We start from the raw sequence: 14,231 nt of genomic DNA, 5'->3' as shown, positions 1-14,231 counted from the left end.
CACTATGACCTGCTTTCGCACCTGCTCGAACCGTCATTCTCGCAGTTAAGCGGGCTTATGCCATTGCACTAACCTCACGATGTCCAACCGTGATTAGCCCACCTTCGTGCTCCTCCGTTACTCTTTGGGAGGAGACCGCCCCAGTCAAACTACCCACCAGGCACTGTCCTCAACCCGGATAACGGGTCTAAGTTAGAACATCAAACATACAAGGGTGGTATTTCAAGGACGGCTCCAACGCAACTAGCGTCACGTCTTCATAGCCTCCCACCTATCCTACACATGTAGGTTCAATGTTCAGTGCCAAGCTGTAGTAAAGGTTCACGGGGTCTTTCCGTCTAGCCGCGGGTACACTGCATCTTCACAGCGATTTCAATTTCACTGAGTCTCGGGTGGAGACAGCGTGGCCATCATTACGCCATTCGTGCAGGTCGGAACTTACCCGACAAGGAATTTCGCTACCTTAGGACCGTTATAGTTACGGCCGCCGTTTACCGGGGCTTCGATCAAGAGCTTCGCTTACGCTAACCCCATCAATTAACCTTCCGGCACCGGGCAGGCGTCACACCGTATACGTCATCTTGCGATTTTGCACAGTGCTGTGTTTTTAATAAACAGTTGCAGCCACCTGGTATCTGCGACTCTCGTCAGCTCCATCCGCGAGGGACTTCACCATCAAGAGCGTACCTTCTCCCGAAGTTACGGTACCATTTTGCCTAGTTCCTTCACCCGAGTTCTCTCAAGCGCCTTGGTATTCTCTACCCGACCACCTGTGTCGGTTTGGGGTACGATTCCATCAAATCTGAAGCTTAGAGGCTTTTCCTGGAAGCATGGCATCAATGACTTCACTACCGTAGTAGCTCGACGTCGTGTCTCAGCCTTAGAAAGAGCCGGATTTACCTAACTCTTAAGCCTACGCACTTGAACCAGGACAACCGTCGCCTGGCCCACCTAGCCTTCTCCGTCCCCCCATCGCAATTTGATTGAGTACGGGAATATTAACCCGTTTCCCATCGACTACGCTTTTCAGCCTCGCCTTAGGGGTCGACTCACCCTGCCCCGATTAACGTTGGACAGGAACCCTTGGTCTTCCGGCGGGGAGGTTTTTCACCCCCCTTGTCGTTACTCATGTCAGCATTCGCACTTCTGATACCTCCAGCAAACCTTACGATTCACCTTCAACGGCTTACAGAACGCTCCCCTACCCAATGTCCAAAGGACATTGCCGCAGCTTCGGTGTATTGCTTAGCCCCGTTACATCTTCCGCGCAGGCCGACTCGACTAGTGAGCTATTACGCTTTCTTTAAATGATGGCTGCTTCTAAGCCAACATCCTAGCTGTCTGAGCCTTCCCACATCGTTTCCCACTTAGCAATACTTTGGGACCTTAGCTGGCGGTCTGGGTTGTTTCCCTCTCCACGACGGACGTTAGCACCCGCCGTGTGTCTCCCGGATAGTACTTACTGGTATTCGGAGTTTGCAAAGGGTTGGTAAGTCGGGATGACCCCCTAGCCTTAACAGTGCTCTACCCCCAGTAGTATTCGTCCGAGGCGCTACCTAAATAGCTTTCGGGGAGAACCAGCTATCTCCGAGTTTGATTGGCCTTTCACCCCTAGCCACAAGTCATCCGCTAATTTTTCAACATTAGTCGGTTCGGTCCTCCAGTTGATGTTACTCAACCTTCAACCTGCCCATGGCTAGATCACCCGGTTTCGGGTCTATATCCAGAGACTGAGCGCCCAGTTAAGACTCGCTTTCGCTACGGCTCCCCTATACGGTTAACCTTGCCACTGAATATAAGTCGCTGACCCATTATACAAAAGGTACGCAGTCACACCACGAAGGTGCTCCTACTGCTTGTACGTACACGGTTTCAGGTTCTATTTCACTCCCCTCACAGGGGTTCTTTTCGCCTTTCCCTCACGGTACTGGTTCACTATCGGTCAGTCAGGAGTATTTAGCCTTGGAGGATGGTCCCCCCATATTCAGACAGGATATCACGTGTCCCGCCCTACTCGATTTCACGCTCGATGAAGCGTCGGTTACGGGGCTATCACCCTGTATCGCCAAGCTTTCCAGCTTGTTCACCTACTTCACCGAGTGCTTAAGGGCTAATCCAGGTTCGCTCGCCGCTACTACCGGAATCTCGGTTGATTTCTTCTCCTCGGGGTACTTAGATGTTTCAGTTCCCCCGGTTTGCTCTGTTAACCTATGTATTCAGTTAACAGTAACTGCTTATGCAGTTGGGTTTCCCCATTCGGAAATCGCAGACTCAAACGGCTCTTACTGCCTTATCTGCGCTTATCGCAAGTTAGTACGTCCTTCATCGCCTCTGACTGCCCAGGCATCCACCGTGTACGCTTAGTCACTTAACCATACAACCCGAAGGAGTTTCGGGTTGTTGTTTAAACAACCTAAGTTGTCTCGCGTTTAATTTACATGAGTGCGAGACAGATTTTGCCGGACTCAAATTTTGAACAAGACCGAAGTCTTATTCGATACCAAGCACACTTGAATGTGTTGTTGGTGTTTATCTTTCGATAAACATTGAGAACTTTACAAACAACAATAATTTGTTGTTTTGTCAGCTTTCCAAATTGTTAAAGAGCAAGATTCAAAGAATGAACCATTTTTAAACATTCTCAGCGAAAACGCTTAAAGATGGTGGAGTTATGCGGGATCGAACCGCAGACCTCCTGCGTGCAAGGCAGGCGCTCTCCCAGCTGAGCTATAACCCCATCGTTAGTGGTGGGTCTGAGTGGACTCGAACCACCGACCTTACGCTTATCAGGCGTACGCTCTAACCACCTGAGCTACAGACCCACTTAATGCTCAAATCTAAACCGAATCAATCTGTGTGGACACTCATCACGATAACCATCGTGTAAGGAGGTGATCCAGCGCCAGGTTCCCCTAGCGCTACCTTGTTACGACTTCACCCCAGTCATGAACCACAAAGTGGCAAGCGTCCTCCCGAAGGTTAAACTACCTGCTTCTTTTGCAGCCCACTCCCATGGTGTGACGGGCGGTGTGTACAAGGCCCGGGAACGTATTCACCGCAACATTCTGATTTGCGATTACTAGCGATTCCGACTTCATGGAGTCGAGTTGCAGACTCCAATCCGGACTACGACGTACTTTGTGAGATTCGCTCCACCTCGCGGTATCGCTGCCCTCTGTATACGCCATTGTAGCACGTGTGTAGCCCTACTCGTAAGGGCCATGATGACTTGACGTCGTCCCCACCTTCCTCCGGTTTATCACCGGCAGTCTCCCTGGAGTTCCCACCATTACGTGCTGGCAAACAAGGATAAGGGTTGCGCTCGTTGCGGGACTTAACCCAACATTTCACAACACGAGCTGACGACAGCCATGCAGCACCTGTCTCAGAGTTCCCGAAGGCACTCCAGCGTCTCCGCTAGATTCTCTGGATGTCAAGAGTAGGTAAGGTTCTTCGCGTTGCATCGAATTAAACCACATGCTCCACCGCTTGTGCGGGCCCCCGTCAATTCATTTGAGTTTTAATCTTGCGACCGTACTCCCCAGGCGGTCTACTTAACGCGTTAGCTCCGAAAGCCACGACTCTAGGTCACAACCTCCAAGTAGACATCGTTTACGGCGTGGACTACCAGGGTATCTAATCCTGTTTGCTCCCCACGCTTTCGCATCTGAGTGTCAGTATCTGTCCAGGGGGCCGCCTTCGCCACCGGTATTCCTTCAGATCTCTACGCATTTCACCGCTACACCTGAAATTCTACCCCCCTCTACAGTACTCTAGCTTGTCAGTTTCAAATGCGATTCCTAGGTTGAGCCCAGGGCTTTCACATCTGACTTAACAAACCACCTGCATGCGCTTTACGCCCAGTAATTCCGATTAACGCTTGCACCCTCCGTATTACCGCGGCTGCTGGCACGGAGTTAGCCGGTGCTTCTTCTGTAGGTAACGTCAAATGATTAAGGTATTAGCTTAACCACCTTCCTCCCTACTGAAAGTACTTTACAACCCGAAGGCCTTCTTCATACACGCGGCATGGCTGCATCAGGCTTGCGCCCATTGTGCAATATTCCCCACTGCTGCCTCCCGTAGGAGTCTGGACCGTGTCTCAGTTCCAGTGTGGCTGATCATCCTCTCAGACCAGCTAGGGATCGTCGCCTTGGTGAGCCCTTACCTCACCAACTAGCTAATCCCACCTAGGCATATCCGGTAGCGCAAGGCCCGAAGGTCCCCTGCTTTGCTCTTACGAGGTTATGCGGTATTAGCCATCGTTTCCAATGGTTATCCCCCTCTACCGGGCAATTTCCCAGGCATTACTCACCCGTCCGCCGCTCGCCACCCAAGGAACAAGTTCCTCTGTGCTGCCGCTCGACTTGCATGTGTTAGGCCTGCCGCCAGCGTTCAATCTGAGCCATGATCAAACTCTTCAATTAAAAGTTTTTGAAGCTTTCGCTTCGGCTCAATGAATACTGATAACATTACATAGTAATGTTGAATTGACTGTGCTGAATGATTGCTCATTCAAATGGTCACTCAGTTCATTGATAAATCTTTTTTGATTATCATCAACGAGTGCCCACACAGATTGATTGGTTTATATTGTTAAAGAGCTTTACCTATCGAAACCGCCTTTCAGCTTCGTTCGCTAGGGCTGCGTATATTACGCTTATTCATTTGAGTGTCAAATGTTTTTTCAAACCTTTTCTTCTCTTTCTTCTTTCACTTTGTGATTTGAGTCTCACGCCGTGTCAGTGAGGGCGCATTATAGGGAGGTTGATTTTTATGACAAGCTTTTTTTATTAAAAAAAAATCGTTCGCTCAAAAAGCCAACAATGAGCTGTTTTTCGAATAAAATTCCAACATGTTGAGGGGGGTCACACCATTCGATTGGAAAAATATCAAGCATATACGTAAGATTCCTGTGTCTATTTTGTTAATTCATCGATAGACAGTGACTCTTCTTTTTCTCTGATGCGTAGTAATTCAATATGAAATCTGACAAATCTATATTATGGATTGCCCTGCTTGCGGTTATTGGTGCCGGGATTTTATCTCAATTGACTCTACACTCTTCTTTCGCTTTTTTAATTGGTGTGGTTGCAACGACTTTAATTTGCAAACTTTCTACTCAATCCACCATTTCAAGCCAAGATGAAGAGGCTTCTTCTACAACGAAAACATTGTATGTGGGCAACCTACCCTATAAAGCCAATGAATCGCACGTTAAAGAGTTGTTCGCCGAGCATGGTGAAGTCTTTGCGGTGCGTCTTATGAAGGATAAGCGAACGGGTAAACGGCGGGGGTTTGGATTTGTGGTTATCGCTGCAAGCCAGGCTCAAAGTGCAATCGATGCTCTCAATGAAAAGGAATATATGCAGCGGACATTAAAGGTTCGAATTGCTAATGATCCTAAATCGGATGAGGAAATGGCTGAACAGGATTAAACCCTAACTGTTCGAGCTTGATATTTAGCGCACTCTCCTCCCAAGGGGGTGCGCTAGCATAAATTTGATGTTTCTGATTTGTCCTAGCCCCTTTGTCTATTCCCAATAGCTCTTGAACTCTTCGCGCAATCGCAACACCCGAATCAATCAGTTGGACTTGCTCTCCGAGCACTTGCTGAATTTCTTCTTTTATTAGAGGGAAATGAGTGCAGCCTAGCACGGCAACATCAATAGTATGTTTGAGTGGGTGCAGTATGTTTTCTAACTCTTCGAGATCCAGTGGCTTACCGCGTAGCTTCTCTTCAGCCATATTAACCAGTCGAGTTGAACCCAATAGTTCGACGTTTTTATTGGCTGAGAAGTTTCGAATGAGTTCTTGCGTGTATTGGCGCTTGACTGTCGCAGGAGTGGCAATGAGGCCAATCGCTTTACTGGCAATTAATGAGGCAGGCTTGATAGCGGGTACAACCCCCACTACGGGTATCGTGAGTTTGGCACGTAGCACTGGCAGCACTATGGTACTCGCGGTATTACAAGCGATGACCACGAGATCAATCTGCTCTTGTTCAACCATGCGAGTAACTAAGGCATCGACTCGCGAAATCAAGGTTTCTTGAGCCAATTCACCGTAGGGATAAGCGGCATTATCGAACAGATAGATGTAGCTAAGTTGCGGCAAGCGGGCTTCGATTTCCCGATATACGGAAAGACCACCCACACCTGAATCGAAAATCAGAACACGAGGAAAGGATTGAGATGACACGAGTGCGACAACCTAGCTAGAAAAAACGGGTCGATCATACTCTCTCTGCTCAATTAGGCAATCCACGCCCGATACCTTTGATAACAGAAACGTTCGGTTTGGCTTTTCCCTTCTAACACTAATTCTAAGTGTCCTGACATGCATGGGGCTTGAGTTACTAATGTGTGGAATTCTCCATTTTCTCCGCATGGGTCAACGCTGAGTGGCAATGCTTGTATAAATTCTGCGCTATACCATTGCCCACAATAGTCTGAACTGATCTGCTCACCATCCGTAGTCACAACCAAGGTTTGAATACCTCGATTTATAATTTCCTGAGCCAGTTGCATTGAATTTTCACCCATTAGAGGAAACAGACATTCCCATCCTGCTGGTTCTAGATAACTTTTGCGATACTCAGCAATGCCATTACAAAACAAATCACCAAAAGCGATTGCATCAAATCTCACGCCTGAGTTCTGTAACCCTTCCACAACTTGGCTTTGATAAATCGGATTAGATGGAAAAACCGTTGGTAATTCAATTTTAATCAAAGGAAGACCAACGAGCTGAGCTTGTAGCTCAAGCACTTCAATGGGTGTCGCTTGGAAAGGAACTTCATTACCTACGTACGTGGTAACGAGGCCAACGACTTCAACATCCGCTCTTTCACGTAATCGCTCTAAGGTGAGGGTCGAATCTTTACCTGATGACCAACTGATGATGACCTTCATTTTATTCACTGTGTTATCCCAAAAACAAAACCGCCCGAAGGCGGTTTAAGGTTAGAACTGGTAACTCGCGTTCAGGTAGTACGTTTTTTCTGGAGAACGGTAACCTTGGGCTGTCTCGTATTGCTCGTTGAACAGGTTTTCAACACGAGAGCGAACTACAAAAGCATCACTGACCCAATAACCCAATGACACATCCCATAAATTAGTAGCTGGAATGTAATCCTCATCGCTCGCCCCTGTTTTTGGCAGATCCAGACGTTTACCGGTGAAGGTGTAGGTAGTGCTCATATCGAAGTCACCGAATTGTGCCGAAGTGATCCACTTATAGTTTTCTTTCGCACGGCGAGCCAGTTGAATGCCGTTGTCATCTTTGTGATCTTTGTACTCTGCAACTAGCGTATGGTTGATCGGGCCAGTGTCAAAGTTCACTTCCAATTCCACACCTTTAATACGCGCGTCCGTATTCAATGAACAGCCGCCGTAACTCACCACATCACAAATATTACCGTTCGGATCGGAATACCAGATGATCAAGTTATCCACTTTGTTGTCGTATGCCGACAAACTAACTCGGGCCAGAGAGTATGTTGCATCGACACCCACTTCGATATTCTTCGACTTTTCCGGCTGAAGGTCTGGCGATGTTGACAAGTTGGTGTACGTCGGCGCTTTAAATGCCGTTCCGTAGTTCGCTCTGAGTCGGTAATTCGAGTTGATTTGATAACCCGTTGCTAACGACCACGTGGTGTAGTCATCATACTTATCATGCTTGTCATAACGCACGTTCGCTTCGATAACCCAGTTATTCACGCTAATTCGACCCGAACCGAATGCTCCTTTGGTATCTCGGCTCTCTCCTGCAAGAGCATGTGCATAGCCGTAACTTAACGCATCATCGCCCAGTGATTCACGACGCCCATCAACACCACCACCCAACTCAACGTACTCATTTAGTTGATACATGTTAGCCCACTGAATCTGGGTCAGATCGATGTTGGCTAGTGTGCTGGCATTATCCTTCCCCTCACTCTGGCTATAATCTCGCTTATCAGTTTTTTGATAGTTAAGAGAAAACAGACTCTTTAACTTGCTTCCTTCATAATTCAACTGGCCAGTAAAACTCTGATTGTCGGAGAAACCGTGGTAAAGCGCACCGGATGAGTTATATTCCACATCACTATCAAACCAACTCGTCGACACATAACCCAGCCAGTTGTCATTAAAGCGATGCTCGTAACCACCCATCAGATTCTGGCTTTCATAACCGTAATCGATACCCGTCTGTGTGCTTTTGATATCGTAACCGTCGGTTTTCTCAAAACCAGCCGCCAGTTGCAGATGACCTTGTTCATTCACATCCGCCTTAGCAACCACATCGCCTTTACGGCTCTGGTTGCTACCAATGCCAACCGTCACTTGCTTAAGATTATTGCCACGATGAGAGCGGGTAATAATATTGATCACCCCACCAACAGCATCAGAACCATACACGGCAGCACCCGGACCACGAACAACCTCAAGGCGTTCAACTAACCCGAGAGGGAAACGGTTGATTGCCACACCACCAGCTGCAGAGTCAATACGCACACCGTCGACCAGTACCAGCACATGGCCGCTATTGGTCCCGCGCATAAACACTGACGCGTTATGACCACGGCCACCATTCTGGGCAACTTCGACACCTGGAACGCGGCGCAGCACTTCAGTGAGTGAATTAGCTTGGTACTGTTCGATTTCCTGACGGCTAATCACCGTGGTCGCGGATAGAACAGAAGCTTGTTTTTGCTCAAAACGACTCGCCGTCACAACCAGCGTTTCTTGAGGTTGTGCTTCGTTGGCGTGTAAATAAGAGATAGGGGTAAGCAGCGATGCTAGAGCGATCGCCAGTGCTGATTTTTGCATTATGTTGTCCTAAATCGCGTGAATCCGACTGAGTGCAATACCACTGCATGACTCAGTTGCTGGCAGGTCTTCGGACTTGAGAGCATTATTTACCTACTGGCTCGACTTCCCACTCTAAGAGCAGTGTCGTTTGAGCGTTCGTTCTCTCTTACCGCTGCGCGTCAGTTCCGGAGTTACACCGGATTCCCTTTTCAGCCATTTTTAGCCATCCAGGCATCTAAATAGCACCAGCTTGGCGCAGATAGTATTGAGTGAATGAAAAATTGTCCAGTACAGATTCCGATCCGCTAGGCTTTACACTGAATATCCCAATCAATATTTGGGCAAAACTGGACAAGCAGCCGAGATTGAATAAAATCTGCGCTCTTTCTGTAATAGCCCATAAAAAGGTACCCCAATGGCGACTCTTGATGTAAACCCTGAACTCTACCAAGCTCAATTGGCAGACAAAATCGCCCGTTTAAAAGCGATGTTTGTTAATTACTCCATGCCTGAGTTGGAAGTGTTTGAGTCGCCAGTGGCGAATTATCGCATGCGTGCTGAATTTCGGATTTGGCATGAAGGCGATGACATGTACTACATCATGTTTAATCAAGAGACGCGCGAAAAGTACCGCGTGGATCAATTTCCAGCGGCGAGCCGCCTGATTAACGATTTGATGCCTCTGCTGATGGATGCCATGAAAGGCAGCCCTATTCTGCGCCATAAACTGTTTCAGGTTGATTTCCTCTCAACCCTCAGTGGCGAGATTTTGGTTTCACTGCTGTACCATCGACAACTCAGCGAAGAATGGATCACTGCAGCGCAAGCTCTCAAACAGCGCCTAAACGATGAAGGGTTCAACCTGAACTTAATCGGCCGTGCTCGCAAAATGAAAGTAGTGCTGGATCGTGATTACGTGGTGGAGAAATTACAGGTCAATGGCCAGCCTTATGTATATAAGCAAGTCGAAAACAGTTTTACCCAACCTAATGCGAAGGTCGCCGAAAAAATGTTGGAGTGGGCGGTCGATTGTACTCAAGAGAGCGAGGGGGATTTGCTTGAACTGTATTGCGGTAACGGCAACTTCTCACTCGCGTTAGCGCAAAACTTTGAGCGTGTACTGGCAACCGAATTGGCCAAGCCTTCTGTAGAAGCTGCGCAATTTAATATTGCCGCTAACCAGATCGGCAACGTGCAGATCATTCGCATGTCAGCAGAAGAGTTTACTCAGGCGATGGAAGGTAAACGCGAATTCAATCGTTTGAAGGATGCGGGAGTTGATCTGCAAAGCTACCGCTGCAACACCATTTTTGTCGACCCACCACGCTCGGGCATGGATATCGACACTTGTAAAATGGTGCAAGGTTATGAGCGCATTCTGTACATCTCTTGTAACCCAGAAACGCTGCAAGAGAACTTACAAGTCCTAGGTGAAACCCATCAAGTGGTGCGCTTTGCTCTCTTCGACCAATTTCCTTACACCCACCATATGGAAGCAGGCGTGATGTTGGAGCGTAAAAAGTAACTGCATAAAAAAACGAGCCATCCGGCTCGTTTTTTTGTTTATGGCTGTCTACCAATGTAACCGAGCTTGCGGCCAATCCAAAAGATCAGCAGTAGCACAATCACAATCGATAAGAAGTTAGAGCCCTCTTGCGGGTACTGTGCTTTGATAAAAGCCGAATGACCAAAAGCCCCGACGAAAAAACAAGCCAGACCAACTAATGGCACTTCTTCTGCCACTGGATACGTTAAATATTCTTGATAAAGCATTTGCACTGACAGCACTAAAGCAATCAACGCGAACAGAGAAAAAGGCACCGAGCTCATGGTGATCCATGAAAGTAAAGCATCGCTACACAGGCCTGCAATTAAGGCCAGTATTAAGGTTTTACGCTCCGATCGGGTTGATGGTATTTCTTGTTCCGTCGACATCTTTCGTTCCTTTTTTCTTATTCGATAGGGATTTTATTCTAATGTGCCTTTCAGACGATTACGCTCACGCTCTTTACGATACCAATGTGCGCCTTTCGCCAGCATGCGTAGCTGCATAATCAGGCGCTCAGCGAGCTCATCTCGCTCGTTTCGTCCTAAATCTAAAGCTTCTGCTCCAGAACTAAAAACTAAGGTGACCGAAGCTTCCGCTTGAGTCATCGCCTCTTCACGCGTCATACCTGTCGCAACCAAATATTCGGTCAGCTCAGCGGCAAAATGTTGGATTTCACGCACCACAGCTGCGCGAAACTCACAGGAAGTACCAGAACGCTCACGCAACAATAGGCGAAATACGTTGGGGCTACTCTCAATGAATTCCATAAACGTTTCAATGGAGGTGCGGATCACGCTGCCTTCCTTGACGATGCGCTGGCGAGCTTGACGCATTAATTGCCGCAGCAGTAAGCCCCCTTCATCGACCATGGTTAAACCCAATTCATCCATGTCTTTAAAGTGGCGATAAAATGAGGTTGGCGCTATGCCTGCTTCGCGCGCCACTTCACGCAAACTCAAATTAGAGAAGCTCCGATCCGCGCTCAGTTGGCTAAAAGCGGCATCAATTAGAGAGCGTCGCGTCTTTTCTTTTTGTTGTGCTCGGATTCCCAACGATTTCATACCCAGTCAGTTCTCAGCTAAGTCGAATAATTTGGTTCATACTATAACCTGATTGGCAGGCTTGTCTAAGCAACAAAGTACACCGCTATGAGACAGCCACCATTTTCGTAAACTCCTACGGGATGGATCCGCGAATTATCGCTAACTCAATGTAATAAAAAGCGATTGAAATAAAGTAACGAGGAACAAGGCTTTTACAACGAAGGCGTGATCCTCCCCACTCTCTACGCCTTGCATCGTGTTGCCAGAACCGGGAATGCGTTAAAATCTCGCAACATCAATGTTAAGCAAATATAACAAGGATCAACTATGGGACAGAAAAACCACTTTGACGTCATCGTGATCGGCAGTGGCCCAGGCGGTGAAGGTGCTGCGATGGGGCTCACCAAAGGGGGGAAAAATGTCGCTATCATAGAAAAAGAGAGCAGTGTCGGTGGTGGTTGCACCCACTGGGGCACCATACCTTCTAAAGCCCTACGCCACGCGGTAAGCCGAATTATCGAATTCAATAGCAACCCGCTGTTTTGCAAAAATAACTCCAGCATTCACGCTACGTTTTCGACCATTTTAAGTCACGCCAAAAGCGTGATTGATAAACAAACGCGCCTGCGCCAAGGCTTTTACGACCGTAATCAATGCACACTGATTTTTGGTGCCGCGCACTTTATTGACGCTCACACCGTAGCGGTAAAAAAAGCCGATGGCAGCATCGACACTTACAGTGCCGATAAGTTTGTGATTGCCACCGGTTCACGCCCTTATCACCCGAAAGATGTCGATTTTGGTCATCCGCGCATTTATGACAGCGATTCGATTTTAAGTCTTGAGCACGACCCTCGTCATATCATTATTTACGGCGCTGGGGTTATCGGTTGCGAATACGCCTCAATCTTTCGTGGTTTGGATGTGAAGACGGATTTAATCAACACCCGTGATCGCTTGTTGTCGTTTCTGGATAACGAAGTCTCCGATGCCCTGTCTTACCACTTTTGGAACAGCGGCGTGGTGATCCGTAATGATGAAACCTATGAGAAAGTTGAGGGCACCAGTGATGGCGTGATCATCCATCTGAAATCGGGTAAAAAAATGCGTGCCGATTGCTTGTTGTACGCCAACGGGCGCACCGGTAATACTGATAAGCTCAATTTAGAGTCGGTTGGCTTACAAGCCGATTCACGCGGTCAGTTAGTTGTGAACACCAACTATCAGACTCAAGTGGAACACATTTATGCAGTAGGTGATGTGATTGGTTACCCTAGCCTTGCTAGCGCCGCTTATGATCAAGGGCGTTTTGTCGCGCAGGCCATTATTCATGGTCAAGCAGCTAACTTACTAACGGAAGACATCCCAACTGGCATCTACACCATCCCTGAGATCAGTTCTGTTGGTCGTACCGAGCAAGAGCTTACTGCCGCTAAAGTCCCTTATGAAGTGGGACGCGCTTCTTTCAAACACTTGGCTCGCGCGCAAATTGCAGGCAAAGATATCGGCAGCTTAAAAATCCTGTTTCATCGCGAAACCAAAGAGATCTTAGGCATTCATTGCTTTGGTGAGCGTGCTGCGGAAATCATTCATATCGGTCAAGCAATCATGGAACAAAAAGGCGAAGCCAATACCATTGAGTATTTCGTGAATACCACTTTTAACTACCCAACGATGGCGGAAGCCTTCCGTGTCGCGGCCTTAAATGGTCTTAACCGACTGTTTTAATACGCTAGAGCATTTTATACCCAAACTACTTGGAGTTTGCAGGTAGGCGGCAAGTGAGTTCATCCACATGAGCATAGATACACTATGTGATTGGGGTGAATGAACGTAGCCAACACCGTTGCAGCTTCAAGACGGAAGGGGATATTGGATAAAGACAAAAAAGGTCTGGTATTAGCCAGACCTTTTCTTATCAAGCGGTTACGCAATGTGAAATCAGAACTCACCCACCGCTTCTTTCAGCTTACGCATGGCGTTTTTCTCAAGCTGACGAATACGCTCAGCAGAAACACCATACATTTCCGCCAAATCTTGCAGTGTAGTTTTGTTGTCATCATCCAACCAACGAGCACGCACAATGTGTTGGCTACGCTCATCAAGACTCGCCAGAGCCATGCTGAGGCGCTGTGTTGTATGCGCTTCCCAGTTTTCCGCTTCTAGGTTATCGGCTAAGTCAGAATGCTTATCTTCGAGGTACAGCACGGGCGCTGTGTAGGCCATGCCGTTTTCATCATCCTCGGCGGACATCTCAAACGCTGCATCTTGTGCTGCCAAACGAGATTCCATTTCACGTACTTCAGCAGGTTCAACACCCAACTCGCGTGCCACAGTTTCTACTTCGCCGTTATTAAACCAGCCAAGGCGTTTTTTAGATTTACGCAGGTTAAAGAACAGTTTGCGTTGTGCTTTGGTGGTGGCGATTTTCACAATACGCCAGTTACGTAGCACATATTCATGAATTTCGGCTTTAATCCAGTGCACCGCAAAAGACACCAGTCTTACCCCCATTTCCGGGTTAAAGCGCTTCACCGCTTTCATCAGACCGATATTGCCTTCTTGCACTAAATCCGCCATTGGCAGGCCATAACCGGAATAACCACGAGCAACGTGAACAACAAATCGAAGGTGCGACAAAATCAGACCTTTCGCAGCCTCGATATCCTCTTTGTAATGTAATCGCTCTGCCAGCTCACGCTCTTCATCAGCTGTCAGCATCGGGTAACCGTTTACTGAGCGGATGTAGCTATCTAAGCTGTCTTGGGAAACAAGAGCCATTGGATACGCTTGGTTAGTCATTCAATTCCTCATCATTCTCTGATCTGGATACGCTGTTTT

9 protein-coding genes, 2 tRNA genes, 2 rRNA genes and 1 riboswitch (1 of these 14 only partly in view) are annotated in these 14,231 nt (G+C 47.8%); of the genes, 3 read left to right on the top strand and 10 right to left on the bottom strand.

The features are described 5' to 3' along the window. The 4 genes from EPB59_RS13080 to EPB59_RS13065 all read right to left on the bottom strand — a co-directional run. A 23S ribosomal RNA gene (locus tag EPB59_RS13080) occupies positions 1-2,374 on the bottom strand; it reaches 513 nt to the left of the window's first position. Positions 2,375-2,661: 287 nt separating this feature from the next. Next, positions 2,662-2,737, bottom strand: a tRNA-Ala gene (locus EPB59_RS13075). Positions 2,738-2,745: 8 nt separating this feature from the next. Next, positions 2,746-2,822 (bottom strand) — tRNA-Ile (locus EPB59_RS13070). A 62-nt stretch (positions 2,823-2,884) separates the two neighbouring features. Then, positions 2,885-4,427: ribosomal RNA gene (locus EPB59_RS13065) — 16S ribosomal RNA — on the bottom strand. The 16S and 23S rRNA genes sit together here with 2 tRNA genes alongside, the layout of an rRNA operon. Positions 4,428-4,982: 555 nt before the next feature. Between EPB59_RS13065 and EPB59_RS13060 the strand changes: the two genes are divergently transcribed. After that, the gene (locus EPB59_RS13060; protein ID WP_055052257.1) at positions 4,983-5,438 is read left to right on the top strand and encodes an RNA recognition motif domain-containing protein; all 456 of its coding nucleotides are present in this window, start codon (positions 4,983-4,985) and stop codon (positions 5,436-5,438) included. On the opposite strand, the gene murI is transcribed toward EPB59_RS13060, so the two are convergent. From murI to EPB59_RS13045, 3 genes are read right to left on the bottom strand one after another with little or no spacing between them, the layout of a single operon-like run. Beyond that, entirely contained in the window at positions 5,404-6,201 is a 798-nt protein-coding gene (gene murI / locus EPB59_RS13055; RefSeq protein ID WP_154173123.1) for a glutamate racemase, read from the bottom strand. The genes EPB59_RS13060 and murI overlap by 35 nt on opposite strands. A gap of 53 nt (positions 6,202-6,254) precedes the next feature. Beyond that, a complete protein-coding gene (locus tag EPB59_RS13050) occupies positions 6,255-6,914 on the bottom strand; it encodes an ATPase (protein ID WP_154173233.1) in 660 nt (219 codons plus the stop codon). Positions 6,915-6,965: 51 nt separating this feature from the next. Then, positions 6,966-8,816 carry a TonB-dependent receptor domain-containing protein gene (locus EPB59_RS13045; protein WP_154173121.1) on the bottom strand — a complete coding sequence of 617 codons (1,851 nt, stop codon included), beginning with the start codon at positions 8,814-8,816 and terminating at the stop codon, positions 6,966-6,968. A 44-nt stretch (positions 8,817-8,860) separates the two neighbouring features. Then, positions 8,861-9,062: riboswitch (cobalamin riboswitch) on the bottom strand. A gap of 151 nt (positions 9,063-9,213) precedes the next feature. Here EPB59_RS13045 and trmA point away from each other — a divergent pair. After that, positions 9,214-10,323: a tRNA (uridine(54)-C5)-methyltransferase TrmA gene (gene trmA, locus EPB59_RS13040; RefSeq protein ID WP_154173119.1), complete on the top strand. Its 1,110-nt coding sequence runs from the start codon at positions 9,214-9,216 to the stop codon at positions 10,321-10,323. A gap of 38 nt (positions 10,324-10,361) precedes the next feature. On the opposite strand, the gene EPB59_RS13035 is transcribed toward trmA, so the two are convergent. Together EPB59_RS13035 and fabR are read right to left on the bottom strand one after the other, a co-directional pair. Further along, positions 10,362-10,733, bottom strand: a complete 372-nt coding sequence (locus tag EPB59_RS13035; RefSeq protein WP_154173117.1) for a YijD family membrane protein — start codon at positions 10,731-10,733, stop codon at positions 10,362-10,364. 33 nt (positions 10,734-10,766) lie between these two features. Then, entirely contained in the window at positions 10,767-11,408 is a 642-nt protein-coding gene (fabR, locus tag EPB59_RS13030) for an HTH-type transcriptional repressor FabR (RefSeq protein ID WP_055032154.1), read from the bottom strand. Between the two features lie 309 nt (positions 11,409-11,717). Between fabR and sthA the strand changes: the two genes are divergently transcribed. Then, a complete protein-coding gene (sthA, locus tag EPB59_RS13025) occupies positions 11,718-13,118 on the top strand; it encodes a Si-specific NAD(P)(+) transhydrogenase (protein WP_055052252.1) in 1,401 nt (466 codons plus the stop codon). A 213-nt stretch (positions 13,119-13,331) separates the two neighbouring features. Here the strand turns inward: sthA and rpoH are convergent, their stop codons facing one another. Further along, complete coding sequence (gene rpoH / locus EPB59_RS13020; protein WP_055052251.1) at positions 13,332-14,192, bottom strand: RNA polymerase sigma factor RpoH; 861 nt, start codon at positions 14,190-14,192, stop codon at positions 13,332-13,334. Positions 14,193-14,231 lie beyond the last annotated feature (39 nt).

This window comes from Vibrio metoecus, from assembly GCF_009665255.1.
Classification (GTDB): Bacteria; Pseudomonadota; Gammaproteobacteria; order Enterobacterales; family Vibrionaceae; genus Vibrio; species Vibrio metoecus_B.
Note: the sequence above shows the minus strand (reverse complement) of the source record. Positions and strands in the feature narration are given on the sequence as shown.